Origin of the sequence: Streptomyces sp. NBC_01433 (genome assembly GCF_026340105.1) — a bacterium.
GTDB lineage: Bacteria > Actinomycetota > Actinomycetes > Streptomycetales > Streptomycetaceae > Streptomyces.
Genome location: NZ_JAPEPM010000002.1, coordinates 250,448 through 266,354 on the forward strand (window position 1 = coordinate 250,448; position 15,907 = coordinate 266,354).

The window sequence follows — 15,907 nt, forward strand, 5'->3', positions numbered from 1 at the left end:
ACACCTCGCGACAGCGCAGCCCGATGTACTCATCCCCCGGGGCGCCCGGCGGCTTGGGTGACGCGTGTGAGGCCGTAGTAGTCGGCGACGCAGGAAGCGGGCCAGGCCATGCGGCGGCTGAACGGTTCGGTCATTCTACTGATGGGCAGCCGCTGGTACGGAAGGACCTGAGCACCGGCCGCGGACCGGCTGCGCAGCCACTGGTCCTGGTCGTCCCAGTTCCGTGCCCGTGCCGTCATTTCGGTGTCGAGGCTGCCGAGCGACATGGCAAGCGAAAGGCAGACCAGGCCGTACACCGCTGCCCCGGTGGCCAGGGGCCGTGCGATCGGTCGTCCTCGGCGCAGCCACCCGCGACCGAGAAGAACGCCCACGAAGACGAGAAGCAGGAGATAGAGCAGCAGGTAGTCGTTCCACAGGCGCGTGGACGTCGCGACGCTCTCTCCGAATGCGGGGTACGTGATGACCGTGCAGACGTAGCCGGAGACGAGCAGGGCGCAGACGCCCGCCACGGCCCACAGCGCTTCGTCCTTCGTGGGAGCGGTCCGGCCTCGGCGGCGCCGGTCCAGCAGGGCCAGGAGGGTCCCGACCGCGACGACGCCCAGGTACTGCCACGTCGTGAGACATGTGAGGGCGATATCGGCGAAGCCTCGCAGGGACGCGAGGAGCGATTCGGGGTCGAGCATGGAGGCGGCGCCGTGCTTTTCACGGCGATGGCGTGCGCCCGGGGACGTGAAGAGGACCAGCCCGGAGATCAGGATGGCCGCGATCCCGGCCACGCACCAGGACCGGACGAAGCGGCGTCGCGCCGGTGGCAGGACCCGGCCGCTGATCAGCAGCAGAGCGCCCAGGACGGCCACGGTGACGACGGAGGTCTCCTCCGACAGCATGCCCAGGAGCAGCCCCGCGAGAAAGACCGTCAGCAGGGCGAAGATCCTCCCCCGCCGCGACGCGGCACGCAGCAGGGGGATGGCCGCGGCACAGGCGAGCACGGGGGGCACGGTGTGCGAAACGGATGCCGCGGGCCAGTAGAACGTCTTGTAGGTGTTCGCGGAACCGAGCAGGAACAGTGCCGTCACCATGGACGCCACCAGAAGCGCGACTCCCCGCGGGGCGCTCAGTCCCGCTCTCGGCAGGACCGTGGCGACGAACGCCCAGAGGAGGCAGAGGATCAGCACACCGCTGACCAGACCGAACCACTGGTGGCCGGCCACGCCGAACCGCGCGTAGGCCCAGACCAGCACCGCGTTCACGACACGCCCGTTGTCCATGGAGTAGAACGTGTTCACGATCGCCGACAGGCCGCCCTCCCGGACCACGGGCAGGAAGCACCAGTCGTCACCGCTGGGACGGACCCGGCGCCCGGCCCAGGCCGCTGCCGCGAGCAGGAGGATCGGCAGGAGCGAGAGCATTCCGACCGGGAGCGGAACCCACCACCGCCTCGGACTACGGTCCTCAGTACCTCCCGTACTTCGCTCCTGAACGGACTTTTCCTGCACGCACTCCACGGCTGGTGCCCTTTCCGCGTCGGGATCACAGGATGTGCCGGCCGCCAGGACGAGCGGTCAAACCGGGCCGGCCACAGGGACGCGGCTTCCCCGACGCAGGAATATTGCTAGCAGCCCACCCGCTCCCACGGCGGCATCCCTGAGGCCGGTTCGGGGAAGTACCCGACTGCTTCGCCCATTCGGTGCCACCACGGGTGCGGCGGGAGGGCGGTTCAGTCCGCCCATGCACGGGCCAGGCAGCGGTGCTGGAGTGGATCGGGATGATCGGTGAAGGAGGTTCGACCGTGCAGAACGGTGTTGTTGTTCAGCATGAGGAGGTCTCCCCTGCGCAGGGGCAGGCGCAGGAACAGGCTTTCGTCGCCGAGCACTTCGTCGAAGGCGTCGAGGGCTTCCACCTGCGCCGCGGTCAGTGGCTCGCCTGCCGCGTGGTGGCCGCGTTCAATCTGGTACCTGTTGTACCGCACTTGGAGCCGGCCGTCGCTTCGGGTGAAGACGGGCCCGGAGCGTGCCAGGTTCCGTTCCGCGCCGAAATAGAAATCCCGGTAGAGCGTCGACAGCACCGCGGGACGGTCGGCCGAGAGCCGGTCGTGAACGCTGTGACCGCTGACCAGCAGAGATTCACCTCCCTTCAAGGCCGGCCTGACACACAGCAGTGCGAGCAGGCGTGGGGGCCCGGATGGCCCGGCACGGTCGGTGTGCGGAGCCAGTGCCGCCTCTTCCGCCGGACCGCGAAGGATGTCATCGGGGTCAGCAGGCGCGGAAACCCGGGATGTGGGGACGGTGGTGAGGAGATGGTCCATCGGCGCGGCGGACTCCGGTGGGCGGGGTGTGCCCGCCAGGGAGATAGCCGATCGGCACAGCTCCGCGCATGCCTGATCGCTGAGTTCGTCCAGCGGGAGGCCACGCAGAACTACCAGTCCCGGCCCGTCACACAGGGCTGACAGGAGTCGGCACGCCAGGTCTTCGAACGGGTGCGGGCGTAGGGCGGACTTGGCGTTCCCCGGTGCTCGCCCGGCGGTGTCTGTCAGCTCTGTGACGGTGACGTCGCTCGCATGCCTGGACGAAGGCAGGTGGATCAGCCAGGCCTCCTCCTCCAGTGTGTCCCGGTCCCACAGGTGAATTCGTTCGGCAGCGACGGACTCTTCTTCCATGAGCACCCCCTGCGTCCCGCGCACAGGCATTCCCCATGGCGCGGGCCGGAACAAGCTGACGGCATCTTGAGATCAGTAACAGTTTCCCCCCGTCCGACGAGTGCCAAGCAGGGTGGGACGACTGTGTCGGTGACGTGTGGAAGCGCCCTCCGCGGCGTCGTGTTCCTCACCGCCCCCGTCACCCCGGACCGTGCGGCTTCAGGGGATCGAGCTCCCGGCGTCGCCGGCTGATCGAGTCGGGGTCCCAGCCCGGCCGGGGAACGGAGGCCAGCAACAGCCGGGTATAGGGGTGTCCGGGTGTCGCGAGCAGGTCCGCGACGGGCCGGTGTTCCATGGTCCGCCCCCGGTACAGGACGAGTGCCTCGTCGCACACGTACCGGACGACGGCCAGGTCGTGGCTGACGAAGACCAAGCCGATGCCGGTGTCGCGGCGGATGTCCGACAGCAGGTTGAGCACCTGTGCCTGCACCGACACGTCCAGGGCCGACACCGCTTCGTCGAGCACGAGTACGGTGGGTTCGACGGCCAACGCCCTCGCGATCGCCGCACGTTGGCGCTGCCCGCCGGAGAGCCTGCGGGGCAGCGCGGCCGCCTCGCGGTCGCCGAGGCCGACCTGGGCCAGCAGTTCCCTGGTCCGGGCCGCCCGCGCCGCGCGGTCCCGGAGCCCGTGCAGGCGCAGCACCCCGTCGATGGTCGCGCCGATGCTGATCCGCGCGTCCAGCGAGAGGTAGGGGTCCTGGAAGACGATCTGGACCGCCTTGGCCCGTGCGAGCCGGGCCTCCTTCCCTCGTACGGTGGCGGCCAGCGGCTCGTCCTGGACCAGGATCCGTCCCGCGTCCGGGCGTTCGAGGCCGATCAGCATCCGGGCCGTGGTGGTCTTGCCGGAACCCGACTCCCCGACGATGCCGAGTGCGCCCCCGGCCCGCACGGAGAACGACAGGTCCTCGACCGCGACGACCTCCGTCGCTCCCGTCCGGTAGGTCTTGCGCAGACCGCTCACCTGAAGCAGCGTTCGCGCCGCGGGTGTGGGATCGGTGGTCAACGGTCCTCCTTGTGCGGCGAGAGGGAACCGGCCACCGCCACGTCGGCCGCCCCTTGCGTATCCGTGAGTTCGTCGGTGCGGTGGCAGGCGACCAGAGCCGGGCCGTGTCGTTCCAGGGGTGGCGGTGACTGGTCGCACCGCCCGGACCGGACGGCATGGCAGCGGGCCGCGAAGGAGCAGCCGGGCGCGGAGTCCAGGAGGCCCATCGGTGCCCCGGGGATCGGGGTGAGGCGGGCGACCGGGCCGTCCGGCGCCGACAGGGGCGGGGACGAGCTGAGGAGGCCCGCGGTGTACGGGTGGCGGGGGGCGGCGAAGAGCGTGGCCGTGGGCGCCGTCTCGACGACCCGCCCGGCGTACATCACGTAGATCCGGTCGCAGGCGGCGGCCGCGAGTTCGATGTCGTGGGTGATGAGGAGCAGACCCAGGTCGCGTTCACGTTGCAGCCTTCCCAGGATGGCCATGATCTCGGCCTGGGTGGAGACGTCGAGGGCGGTGGTCGGCTCGTCGCACAGCAGCAGTCGGGGTTCGGTGCTGAGCGCTCCGGCGATCATGACGCGCTGGAGCATTCCGCCGGAGAGTTCGTGCGGGTACTGGTTCAGGTGCCGGGCGGGGTCCGGCAGGCCGACCGCGGTGAGCAGTTCGACGGCCCGCGCGTTCGCCCGGTCCCTGGACCAGCGGTGGCTCAGGCGCAGCGACTCGGTGAGGAAGTCCCCGATACGGCGCACCGGATTGATGGCCGCCCGGGGGTCCTGGAAGATCATTGATGTTCTGGCCGTACGTATGGTGCGCAGGCTCGCGGCATCCGCGCCGACCAGGTCGGTGCCGTCGACACGGACCTGTCCCTCGATGCCGGCGCCCGCCGGGAAGAGGCCGAGCGCGGCTCGGGCCGTGACCGACTTCCCGGAGCCGGATTCGCCGACCAGGGCGACCACCTCGCCCGCCGAGACCGTCAGGCTGACGCGGTCGAGGACCGGGCGGGCCATCCCGGGCAGTTCGACGCTCAGGTCCTCGTACTCCAGCAGTGTCATCAGGAGTCCCTCCCCGCGAGCCGGTCGCCGATGTTCTCGCCGACGATGTTGAAGGCGACGACGACCAGCACGACCGCGATCGCGGGCGCGATCGCGGACAGCGGCTCGCCCTGCAGAACGGCGGCCTGGCTCTGGTTGATCATCGCGCCCCAGTCGAGTGTCGGTGGCTGTACGCCCAGGCCCAGGAAGGACAGGGCCGCGAGGTCGAGCAGCGCGTAGCCGAAGTTGACCGTCGACTGCGCGAGTACGGTCGGGGCGATGTTCGGCAGCAGTCTGCGGACCGCGATGAACACCCCGGAGTGCCCCTGCACGCGGTAGGCCGCGATGTAGGGCCTGGCCTTCTCCTGCATGGCCAGGCCGCGCACCAGACGCGCGGTGTACGGCATGTACGCGATGGCCATGGCGATCACCGGTGCGGTCATCCCCTTACCGAAGACCGCCACCGCGAGGATCGCGACGAGCAGCGCGGGGAAGGCGAACACGATGTCGAGGATCCGGCCGATGAGTGTGTCGGCCCAGCCGCCCCGCCAGGCGGTGAACAGGCCGACGGCTATGCCCGTCACGGTGGAGAACAGCACCACCGCGAGCGGTCCGGCGAGACTGGTACGGGTCCCCTCGATGAGGGCCGAGAGGGTGTCGTGCCCTCCCTGGTCGGTGCCGAGCCAGTGTGCGGCGCTCGGGCCCTGCAGGCTCGCGCCGAGGTCACCGAAGGTCGGGTCCTGCGGTGCCAGCCAGGGTGCGAACACGGACACCAGGACGAACAGGATCAGGAGCAGCAGGCACAGGCGTTGCAGCCGACTGCCGCCCAGCGACCTGAGCCGGGTGACCGGGCCGCGCACCACATCGGCGATCTGTGCGCTCATCGTGTGCTCCCCACTGCCGTCACGCGCGGATCGATCAGCGGATGCACCAGGTCCACCAGGGCGTTGACCACGACGAACGCGGTCACCACGAGCAGCACGATCGCCTGCACGACCTGGAAGTCCATCTGGTTGACCGACTGGACGAGGAGAGAGCCCACGCCCGACATGCCGAACGCGGTCTCCACGATCGAGGTGCTGACCAGCATCCCCGAGACGAGCAGCCCGGAGACCGTGACGATCGGTCCGAGCGCGTTGCGCAGGACATGACGCCGGATCACGGTCCGGCGGGGTGTGCCGCGGCTCAGCGCGACCTCGACATGTTCACGGCCCAGTTCGTCCAGCATCGCCGACCGGGTCACGCGGGTGACCAGGGCCATGAAGGTCACGGACAGGGCCACCGAGGGAAGAACGACGTGGTACAGGCTGTCGAGGACGCCGGTGCCGTTCCCGATGGTGGGGAACCAGCCGAGCCGTACCCCGAACAACGACCTCAGCAGCAGTGCGGCGACGAAGGCGGGGGCGGCGGCCCCGACCGTCACGAGCAGCATCAGCGTCGTGTCGGTGCGCGTGCCGCGCCGCAGCGCCCCGACGATCCCGGCCGCGACGCCCACCACCGCGATCAGCAGGGCCGACACCGCGACCAGCAACAGGGAGGACGGCAGGCGTGACCAGATGACCGAGCTCACGTCCTGGTGGAGGAGGTAGGACCGGCCGAAGTCGCCGTGGAACACGCCTTCCAGCCAGTGCCCGTACCGCTCCAGGAACGGCTCGTCGAAGCCGTACTGCCCCCGGATCTGGGCGAGTTCCTCGGGGCTCGCGCTGCGACCGCGCACCAGGAAGCTCGCCGGGTCACCGGGCACGAGGTACAGCGAGGAGAACACCAGGAACGAGGTGACCAGGAGGGTCCCGGCCATACCGGCCAGCCTGCGCAGGACCCGTAGCGCCCGCGTCACCGCGATCGTCATCCGTTCGCCCCGATCTCGGCCGCCCACGGGTAGTACAGGTAGGCGATCGACGGCTGGACGCCGGTGATCCGCTTGCCGAGGAAGACGCTCACGGGCTGTGTGTACAGGGGCAGCCAGGGCAGCTCCTCCATGGCGATCTGCTGGGCCTCCGCGTTGGCGGCGGCGTGCGCGGCGGGGTCGTAGGTTCCGACGGCCCGCTCGACGGCCGCGTCGAAGCGGCGGTCGGACCAGCCGCCGTAGTTGGTGAACGCGCCGGTCTCCAGGGAGCTGTACATGTCCAACGGATCGGTGATCGACGTGTACCAGAAGGTGAGGAAGAGGTCGGTTCCCTTGCGGGCGGCCGGGTCGGTGAAGAGCGTCGAGTACTTCTCCGTGGAGAGGGTGTCGATGCGGGGCTTGAGCCCGATGGCCGTGGCCGCCTGGGCGACGGCCTGCGTGATGATCGTGGTCTGGGAGTCGAGCGGGCTGGTCGAGATGACGATCTCCCGGCCGCCCACTCCGGCCTTCTCGGCGAGCTTCTTGGCCTTGGCCGGGTCGTACTCGTAGGTCGGCAGGTTCTCGCGCAGGGCCTCGCGCGTCCCGGCGGGCGCGTCGCTCCAGAGGTTGTCGGTGACCAGGGAATCGGCCACCTCGCCGACCCCGCCGGCGCCGGCCTTGACGATGCCCTTGCGGTCGATGGCCATGAGGAGGGCCTTGCGTACCCGGGCATCACCCAGGGGGCCCTTGAGGTTGCCGACCACCTCGGCGGCGACGGTCGTGTTGCGGCCGAAGTAGAGCTTTCCCGCCCGGGAGGAGCGGAGTTGACCGAACGCGTCGGACGGGACCGCCCAGCCGCCGTCCACCTCACCGCTCTGGAGGGCGTTGACCCGGGTCGTCGGGTCGCTCAGGAACACGAACTTGACCTGGCCGGACCGGGCCTTGAGCGCCGGGTTCCAGTAGCCGTCGAACTTCTTGAGCACCAGCGACCGGCCCGGGGTCCAGGAGGAGAACGAGAAGGGGCCGGTGCAGTTCACACCGCCTTTGGGGCTGCCGTAGTCCTTGCCCCGCTTGGCCAGGGTGGCGGCGGATTCGACCGTGCCGGGGCTGGCGGCGAGTTGCTTGTTGAAGGTCGAGTCCGGTTTCGTCAGCTTGACGGTGACTTCCAGCGGGCCGGACTCCGCCACCGACTCCACATTGCGGAACGTGTTGGCCCAGGCGCTGCCCGTCGCGGGGTCGAGGTGGCGGCGCAGCGAGGCGACGACGTCCTTCGAGGTGAGGACCGTCCCGTCGTGGAAGCGCACACCGGGACGGATCGTGTAGACCCAGGTGGTGGGCGTCGGATTGCTGTACGAGGACGCCAGGTTCGGCGAGGTCGTCAGGTCGGGGTTCCAGCGCAGCAGGCTCTCGCAGACGTTGGACAGGATCTGGTTGGGCGGGAAGTCGAACGCGTAGGCGTAGTCGATCGAGGTCGGCTCGGCGAAGATCGACCAGGTGAAGGAGTCCACGGCGCCGGTGGGAGCGGGCGTCCGGTCGGTGAGCCGGTACGCGTTGGTCGGGCCGGCGCCCTGGTCCGGATGGGCGGTGCCGCCGCACGCGCCGGTGATGAGTACGGCGGCCGCCGCGAGGGCGGCCCCCGCGATGCGCCGGATTGTTCGTGGCCCGCGCCACGATCCGGCTCTCACTGATGATGCTGATGACATCGTCTACCTCTGTCTGGGGTGGCTGGGGGGCGTACGCGGTCGGGGTCAGCCGGTCGCGGAGAAGACGAGCTGCCCCTCGACGTAGGTCCGGCGCACCCGGGTGTCGGCGATCTCCGGGGCGGGGTGCGCGAAGGGGTCCCGGTCGAGGACGACGAGGTCCGCGTACTTGCCGACCTCGACGGTGCCGGTCACGTCGTCGAGGTGGTTCACCCACGCGCTGCCCGCGGTGTACGCGGTCAGCGCCTCGGCCAGGGTCAGGGCCTGTCCGGGGAGGAACGGCGGGCACGGCGCGGGGCTCCCGGAGGCGTTGGGCGTCTCGACGGGAACGGCCCGGTTGACGGCGACGTGGATGCCCCACAGCGGATCGGGACTGCTCACCGACCAGTCGCTGCCCGCGACCAGGCGGGCCCCGGCGCGCCGCAGGTCCCCGAACGGGTATTGCAGGGCGGCGCGTTCGGGCCCGAGGAACGGAATGGTCAGCTCGTCCATCTGCGGTTCGTGCGCGGCCCACAGTGCCTGGATGTTCGCGGCGACGCCCAGGCTCGCGAAGCGCCCGATGTCATCGGGGTGGACGACCTGGAGGTGCGCCATGTGGTGCCGGTTGTCATTGACGCCGTTGGCGGTACGGGCTGCGGCGAGCGCGTCGAGGGCCTCGCGGACGGCGCGGTCACCGAGCGCGTGGAAGTGGACCTGGAAGCCGGAGCGGTCGAGCGCGCAGACCGCCTCGGCGAGCAGGCCGGGTTCGATGAAGCTGAGACCGGAGTTGGCGGTGGGGCAGCCGCAGCGGTCGAGGTAGGGCTCCAGCATCCCGGCGGTGAAGTTCTCGGCGATGCCGTCCTGCATGATCTTGACGCTGGTCGCGTTGAAGCGGCCGACCTGCCCGGTGCGCCGGCGCTCTTCCAGTACGGGCAACTGTTCCAGGCCGCGGTCGCGGTCCCACCACAGGGCGCCGACGACGCGGGCGCGCAGCGAACCCTCGCGCGCCGCGCGCAGGTAGACGTCGAAGTTGTCGGGGTTGCCGGGGAATTCACCGATCATGGCGTCCTGCCAGCCGGTCACCCCGAGGGTGAACAGGTGCTCCTGTGCGGCGAGCAGTCCGGCGTGCGCCTCGTCCGCCGTCGCGACGGGCAGGTGGCGGCCGACCAGATCGACGGCGCCTTCCTGGAGGGTGCCTGCCGGAGTTCCGTCCGGCTCCCGTTCGATCCTGCCGTCCGCCGGGTCGAGGGTGTGGCGGTCGATGCCCGAGAGTTCCAGCGCGCGGGTGTTGGCCCAGGCGCCGTGGCCGTCGCGATTGGTGAGCATGACGGGCCGGTCGGGGACCACCGCGTCGAGCATGCCGCGGGTCGGCGTGCCTCCGGGGAAGCTGTCCATCGACCAGCCGCCACCCCGGATCCAGGCCGCGTCGGGGTGGTCCTCGGCGTACTGGGCGACCACCGCCAGATACCCGTCGACGGTGTGCTCGTCGCTGAGGTCGCAGCCGAGCATCTGGACCCCGGCCACCGCAGGGTGGACATGGGCGTCCTGGAAGCCGGGGACGAGCAGGCCGCCCGCGAGATCGACGACCTCCGTGTCCCGTCCCGCGAACGACCGCACCGCGGTCGCGTCGCCGACGGCCAGGATCCGGCCGCCCCCGACGGCGACGGCCGCGTCCACCGGAGTCGGCCCGGTCCCGGTGAAGACCCGACCTCCCACGAAAATGGTGTCGGCCCGCTGGCTGGTGTTCGCCATCAACGCATCCTCCGGCTCGGCGGGACGGACCCGCTGGCTTGTTGTTGAGGAGGAGTGAACGGCAGCGCAACGCTGTTGTCAACGGTGTTGCGCTGCCCCGGTTCCGGATCGATACACTGGCCGCATCATGCCGAAGTCACCTGCCGCCCCCGCACGGAACAAGCGTGCGGGCAGCCAGCTCACGCCCGAGGCCATCATTGAGGCGAGCCTGCGCATCGCAGCTCGCGGAAGCGAGGACGCCTTCACCGTCCGGCGCCTCGGTGAGGAGCTCGGCACCGACCCGACCGCGATCTACCGGCACTTCCGCGACAAGGACGAGCTACTGCTGTCCGTTGCGGACCGCACGCTCGGCGAGGTGCTCGACGGCATCCCCGAGGGCCTCGACTGGAGGGGACGCATCCGGGCACTCGCCGTCGGCTCGCTGGAGGTCGCCCTCCGATATCCGGTGGTGGGCTCGGCCATGGCCAGCCGAACCACCCGGCGGACGAACGAGTTCCGGGTCGTCGAGCTCATCCTGGGAGCCGTCAGGGAGGCCGGACTCCAGGGCGCCGAGGCAGCCGTCCACTACCGCATGGTCGGCGACTCGATCCTCGCCTTCGTCGGCCAGCGCGCCGCCTACCTGCTGTTCGACGCGGACATCCGGGCGGCCGACGAGTCCTCCTGGGACCGCGAGTACCGCCTGGTCGACGCGCGGGGATTCCCGAACATCACCGACCTGAGCACCGAGCTCGCCGAGGTGACGGAGGAGCGGATCTTCGAGGTCAGGGTCGAGGCCCTGATCTCCGCGATCGAGAAGCGGGTCGAGGTCCTGCGCGGGGCGTAGCCCTGCTTGGGGCGTAGCCCTGCTTGGGGCGTAGCCCTGCTTGGGGCGTAACCTCGCACGCCCGTCGGCTGCTCCTCCCGGCGGTTCGTCGCCCCACAGCAGGAGGGCTACGGCTTCCGGGCCACGCCTTCGTTGCGTTCGACGGAGTCCGTGGGGAGCGGTGAGCGATGGCGGGCGGCAGACCGGTGGCGTACGGCTCTGATCAGCATGACCCCCGCCGTCACCAGCGCGGCGATGACCGGAGCGCCGTACAGTGCCTCGCGCAGCGGCTCGGGTACCAGGAGCAAGGACCGAACCGCTCTTCCGGGCGCGGCGCCCCGCGGTACCCACATGCTGAACAGGGACGCGGTGACGTACAGGTGACTGACAAGCCGACCAGCCGTGTAGGCGATCCAGAACAACACGAACAGGGTGGCCGGGCGTAGAGGTCCGGCGCGGAATGCCGGGTGCGCACGCAGCACGAAGAACATGAGAGCGAAGGCACAAGTGAACCAGAAGTGCCCTTCCGGCTCGATATGAACAACTGTCAGAAGCTCCTGCACCGTGGTCGGCGGTGCGCTGTCCTCCGGGGACGGCAGCACAGCAGTGCCGCACCCCTGCTGGCAGAGGTGGTCGAGGGCGCGGCCTATCGCCTCGGCCGGGGCGGGCATGACCAGGAGGCGTTCGAATACGGTGGCTGTTGTGGTGATCAGGACTGTCTCGCCGATCCGTGGCCAGAGGGTGCGCAGAGGGCCACGGAGCTTCGACAGCAGAACCAGCGCCCGCCGCCTGGCGGACCGGGGGAATCGGGCGGACCGCATCCGGGCGGGCAACGCCCACACCAGCCAGGTCGCGGCGGCAGCTGTGCCGAGGAGAAGGGCGTGCGGGGCGGCGGTGTACGCGTCTTCCAGGAGACGTGGGAGCTCCGGGCCCTGGTATCTCACTATGCTCTGCCAGAGACCTTCCGGCGGCCGGTCGCGCAAGAGGTCCGGAAGCCTGCTGATCAGCAGGGCCAGCATCCCGGCGCCCGGAGCGACCAACGGCAGAACGACTGCCTCCCGCGTCCCGGATCGTAGGGGCGGTCCCATCCGGGCGACGAGTGCACGTGTGACGGACAGCAGGACCGTCAGGAAGAGCGCCAGCCAGAGTCCCTCCAGGAGCCGGCCCACGACGCCGGTCTGCTCATTGAACCGCCACACAGGCGATACCGTCGCCATCCTCACGGCCTCCCAGGACGAGAGGGACCCCGCCGCCTCCGCCCAGTGGATCTGCGCGGGAAGCACGCCGGCCGAGTGAACGACGGCGACAGCCACAGCGACCATCCGGAGCCGGCCGCTCACGGGGTACCGCCGGGGTCGGCCATGACGTGGAAGGGCCGACCGTCGTTGTCCAGTTCGACCGACTTCGTCTTCTCACCGTCCCACCAGGTCAAGGTGGCCTTCCACCTCACGTCGTAGTTCTCGGTCCGGCCCAGGAGGAAAAGGGAATAGACCTCCCCACTGTTCAGTGAATGCGGCAGGGACACAGGTTTTCCCCAGTCCAGCGCCTCTTTGGCCGCAGCACGCTGCCCGGGCTTCCCACGCAACGCGCTGAGCGACACGGGCCGTCCGACCGCGAGCAGATCGAGGTTGATACCCGCCGCCTGCGGAGGTTCCTCGCCGTTCCCGCACCCCAGCGTCCTGACGTCCGGGCGCACCCCCGTGGGCAGCGGATCACGGCTGACGACAGTGATCGTGACGTCACGTAGCTGCGCTGCCTTGTCGGTGTTACCGCGCAGACCGATCAGAACCCGCAGTGTCTGCCGCTGCACGATCCGCCGCTCGCGCTCCCAGCGCACGATCTCCCGCGTATCCGCCTCGGGCAGCAGGGGCAGCAGATCGTCGTTGCCGGGGAGGGTGGACCAGGTGCTCGTGCAGAAACTGTTCAGCTGTTTGGCTTCAACCACCACCGAGTCTTGAGCGAAGACGTGGTGGTACGCAGAACCGAGCGAGGGCGCCGCGAAGGCCAGACCGGCCAGGACCAGCCCACCCAACGCGATCTTGTTGGCGGAATCCAGGGCGCGGACACGAGCGACCTGAGCGCGGAGACGGCTCGGGCGGCCCAGGGGGGACGGCACGCCCGGCGGCGGTGCGGATGGGGGTTCAGGGGCCGGCGACGGTGTGGGTTCCGGCGGCGGTGCCGGCTGTGGGGGCTGGTCCGGCCGATGAGTGGTGGTGTCCGGTACAGCCGGGCGGGCCGACGAGGTGTCGGGTGGCGGAGGTTCCGGCGTGCCGGGCGAGCGCCCGGCCGGATGGATCCCGTCGGTCATATACATCCCCCTCTTCCGTTCGAACTCCGCAACCCTCGCCTTGCGCAGCGCAGTTGGCAAGCAGCTGCAGCGCTCGCGCGCCCGGAATCACAGCTTCCCGGCGGCTCGGCACCTTGAGTCGATCGAACTCATTCCCCGCCGCCCCCAGGCAAAGCCACACCAACCGGCGCGGAACCTGACCCGGGACCCGACACCGACCACCGGACGCAAGCTCAGTCAGTGCGACCTTGCCAAGCCGCCGACCCGATGAACGCACGGGAGAGGTCATCGAATCCGGCGGTGCTGAGGGTGCCGCCGTCCTTGGCGATGGCGAAGACGCTCGTCGGGTCCGACACTCCGGTCGGCAGCATTCGGCCTCCCCGCCGCGGTGGCCGCGGCGGGGAGGCCGAGTACTGCCCCACACCGACGTCCTCGGCGGAGCCCCGGGGGCGCAGCTCCGGTGGGCGGCACCCTTCCGTTCGCGATGGCCCGGGTCAGGTGCCAGAGGGTCACCTGGCCCGCCCCCCTCCCCTCAACCGAGGTGATGGCCTGGACGAAGGCGGGGACTCACCACCACTGGCACCGAAGCGAGAGGCCGCGCCTGCCGCCGTTTGGGCTCGCCTGCGGCGATCCCGTCACTTCGGGTCGAAGGACAGCCATGTACCGGCGAGGCCCTGCTGACCCGCCCCGGGCTGGGACCAGTCGCACACACCGGTTCGGAAGATCGCCTTCAGATCCTCGAACTGGCCGTCGCTCACCGGAACTTGGTAGTCGGTGCGGACCACAGGACGCTTGCGGCACTTGACGATGTCGTTCGCCACATCGGCTCCGGCGACCATCCGCGGCGATGTCCACACCGGGTAGAGGGTGTTGCACTCGGTGTTGTCGATGCCCTCGACCTGGGGCTCCGCGATCTTCTTCGCACCGATGCCACGGGTCCAGCAGGCGTCCGTGAGACCCTGCGGCCGGTGGCGGACGATCTTCTCGATGGGGGCGTCGTTGACGGGGTCTCCCTTGATGCCGGTGAGCCACTGGTCCATGTCGGACAGCATCCCGGCGAGAGTGAATCCGTGCCCGCTGGAGCGGGTGAGCATGACCTGGTTGGCGTGGGTTCCGTTGGCCTTGTCCAAGCGCGCCCGGGTGGAGAAGGAGTGGAAGCGCATGTGCATGTCCCCGGCCGCCGCGTCGTCCGTGTAGTCGCGGTAGTCGATGATCGGTACGTCGGCCAGGCCGCCACCGCCGTTCAGCATGCGGCCCGTGCGGTAGGCGAGCCGTACCGCCTTGAGATCCGCGACGGTGCGCTCGGCGGCGGGCTTGGCATCGTCGTCGAGGCCGCCGATGCGCCGGTTCAGATCGATGAACTGGCCGATGTCGATGGTCCCCTTGTTCAGGGCCTCAAGTCCGTACTGGATACCGGTGTTGTCGAGCGGCCTGCGCGCCTTCCCGGTCTCCGGCACCTCGCCGTAGACGTTCACGGCGTGGCTGTAGACGTCGCAGCGGGCACCGTCCGGGTTGGTGACGGGGTTGTAGCGCTGCGCCGCGGGCAGCTGCGGCGGACAGTACACCGTGGGGTCGATACGGCCGCCGGCCCTGGCCAGGCTGCCGATGCTCTCCCACTTGCCGAACCCGGAGACCGCCCTCTGCTGGTCCTTGGTGAAGGCGTCCGGCGCGACGTCCTTGAAGTAGTGGTTCAGGAGCTGGGCGTCACTCAGCGTCTGAATCGTCCCGAAGCCGACGTCGGGGAAGCTGCAGCCGGAGAGAATGCCGTCCAGCAGACCCGGGTAGTTGTCGGCGATCTGGTGGGTCTGGTACGAGCCGCCGGAGCAGCCGTTTCCGATGGTGAAGGCCGGGTCGCCGTACGTCTCCACGAAGCGTTCCTTGACCATGCTCATGGTCTCGGCGGCCAGCACGTCGTTGCAGTTGTTGCCGAAGACGTTCAGCGTGGACGATGCGACGCCGTAACCCTTGCTCAGATATGTGTCGTTCATGATGCCGACGGTGTTCCGGCCCTGGACGTACCAGCCGCCGTTGCAGCCCCCGCCGAAGCCGTACACGAGGCGCCCGTTCCAGCCCGGACCGCGCTGCAACGGGTCGGGGGTACCGGCGTTCGGGTCGTGCAGCACGGCCGTCTCGTAGATGCCGCGGTTGATGGTGCCGGTCTCCACGCGGACGATGTACGGCACCTTCTTGCCCGCGCTCGTCGTGGCGGTCGCCAGGTCGGCGGGACGGACGTTCTCGTCGGGCAGCGGAACGAACGTGCCGGCCGTGGTGCGATACATGTAATCGACGCGGGTCTTGACCGAGCAGTCCTTGTCGATCGGCTGCCCGAGGGTGCCGCCGGTGACCGTCTTGAACTCGGCTGTGTCACAGATGAACGGCTGCTCGTGCGGCCCGGCGAACACCGGCCCCGTGATGGGGTGGTTCTTCAGGGTCAGTTGTCCGGAGTCCGCGCCCTGGGCACTGGCCGTGAGCCTGTTGTCGCCCGTGGACAGCTCCTTCACCACACCCATCAGCGTGTTGTCGCCGGAGTGCCGGAAGCTCGACGTCACGTCCCGGCCCTCCACCTCGACCCGGACGGTGTCGGCCACTATGGAGGCGGGGACCTCGACACGTATCAGGGCGTCGTCTCCCGACACCGTGCTGGGGCGCGACGACACGGCCGTCACCTGCAGCTTCTCGCGTTCCTGGCTGCCGGCCGGCGTGGCCGACGCACCCACCAGCACGCCCATGAACGCTATGCCGACAAGGCCCAGTTGGACTGGTCTCGCGGCTCCTCTGAACGACACGACGGAAATCGCCTCACTTCCTGGAGTCGGAATTCGTGCTCAGTGTGCGGACGCGGGCCGTGGGCCCGCCG

The 15,907-nt window shown here is 69.8% G+C and carries 13 protein-coding genes; 1 reads left to right on the top strand and 12 read right to left on the bottom strand.

The features are described from left to right. Window positions 1-29: 29 nt before the first annotated feature. The 8 genes from OG413_RS28780 to OG413_RS28815 form a co-directional block, all read right to left on the bottom strand. Window positions 30-1,409 carry a DUF6056 family protein gene (locus OG413_RS28780; protein WP_266810749.1) on the bottom strand — a complete coding sequence of 460 codons (1,380 nt, stop codon included), beginning with the start codon at window positions 1,407-1,409 and terminating at the stop codon, window positions 30-32. A gap of 308 nt (window positions 1,410-1,717) precedes the next feature. Then, window positions 1,718-2,710, bottom strand: coding sequence for a TauD/TfdA family dioxygenase (locus tag OG413_RS28785; RefSeq protein WP_266810751.1), 993 nt, complete (start codon window positions 2,708-2,710; stop codon window positions 1,718-1,720). Between the two features lie 124 nt (window positions 2,711-2,834). Beyond that, the gene (locus OG413_RS28790; protein WP_266810752.1) at window positions 2,835-3,698 is read right to left on the bottom strand and encodes an ABC transporter ATP-binding protein; all 864 of its coding nucleotides are present in this window, start codon (window positions 3,696-3,698) and stop codon (window positions 2,835-2,837) included. Beyond that, window positions 3,695-4,726: an ABC transporter ATP-binding protein gene (locus tag OG413_RS28795; protein ID WP_266810754.1), complete on the bottom strand. Its 1,032-nt coding sequence runs from the start codon at window positions 4,724-4,726 to the stop codon at window positions 3,695-3,697. Before OG413_RS28795 ends, OG413_RS28790 begins: the two co-directional genes overlap by 4 nt. Beyond that, window positions 4,726-5,589 carry an ABC transporter permease gene (locus OG413_RS28800; RefSeq protein WP_266810756.1) on the bottom strand — a complete coding sequence of 288 codons (864 nt, stop codon included), beginning with the start codon at window positions 5,587-5,589 and terminating at the stop codon, window positions 4,726-4,728. The genes OG413_RS28795 and OG413_RS28800 overlap by 1 nt, the downstream gene beginning before the upstream one ends. After that, window positions 5,586-6,554: an ABC transporter permease gene (locus OG413_RS28805; RefSeq protein ID WP_266810758.1), complete on the bottom strand. Its 969-nt coding sequence runs from the start codon at window positions 6,552-6,554 to the stop codon at window positions 5,586-5,588. The genes OG413_RS28800 and OG413_RS28805 overlap by 4 nt, the downstream gene beginning before the upstream one ends. Continuing rightward, the gene (locus OG413_RS28810) at window positions 6,551-8,215 is read right to left on the bottom strand and encodes an ABC transporter substrate-binding protein (protein WP_266810760.1); all 1,665 of its coding nucleotides are present in this window, start codon (window positions 8,213-8,215) and stop codon (window positions 6,551-6,553) included. Before OG413_RS28810 ends, OG413_RS28805 begins: the two co-directional genes overlap by 4 nt. 63 nt (window positions 8,216-8,278) lie before the next feature. Then, window positions 8,279-9,961 (bottom strand): amidohydrolase, encoded by a 1,683-nt coding sequence (locus tag OG413_RS28815; RefSeq protein WP_266810762.1) that lies wholly within the window; start codon window positions 9,959-9,961, stop codon window positions 8,279-8,281. A 127-nt stretch (window positions 9,962-10,088) separates the two neighbouring features. On the opposite strand from OG413_RS28815, the gene OG413_RS28820 reads away from it, so the two are divergent. Beyond that, window positions 10,089-10,784, top strand: coding sequence for a TetR/AcrR family transcriptional regulator (locus OG413_RS28820; protein ID WP_266810764.1), 696 nt, complete (start codon window positions 10,089-10,091; stop codon window positions 10,782-10,784). 107 nt (window positions 10,785-10,891) lie between these two features. Here OG413_RS28820 and OG413_RS28825 read toward each other — a convergent pair whose 3' ends face one another. From OG413_RS28825 to OG413_RS28840, 4 genes are all read right to left on the bottom strand, one after another. Then, a complete protein-coding gene (locus OG413_RS28825; RefSeq protein ID WP_266810766.1) occupies window positions 10,892-11,962 on the bottom strand; it encodes a hypothetical protein in 1,071 nt (356 codons plus the stop codon). A 137-nt stretch (window positions 11,963-12,099) separates the two neighbouring features. Further along, complete coding sequence (locus OG413_RS28830; protein ID WP_266810768.1) at window positions 12,100-12,879, bottom strand: hypothetical protein; 780 nt, start codon at window positions 12,877-12,879, stop codon at window positions 12,100-12,102. Between the two features lie 404 nt (window positions 12,880-13,283). Continuing rightward, on the bottom strand, window positions 13,284-13,421 hold the full coding sequence (locus tag OG413_RS28835) for a hypothetical protein (RefSeq protein ID WP_266810770.1): 138 nt from the start codon (window positions 13,419-13,421) through the stop codon (window positions 13,284-13,286). A 264-nt stretch (window positions 13,422-13,685) separates the two neighbouring features. Beyond that, window positions 13,686-15,836: a DUF6351 family protein gene (locus tag OG413_RS28840; RefSeq protein WP_266810771.1), complete on the bottom strand. Its 2,151-nt coding sequence runs from the start codon at window positions 15,834-15,836 to the stop codon at window positions 13,686-13,688. Window positions 15,837-15,907: the final 71 nt, after the last annotated feature.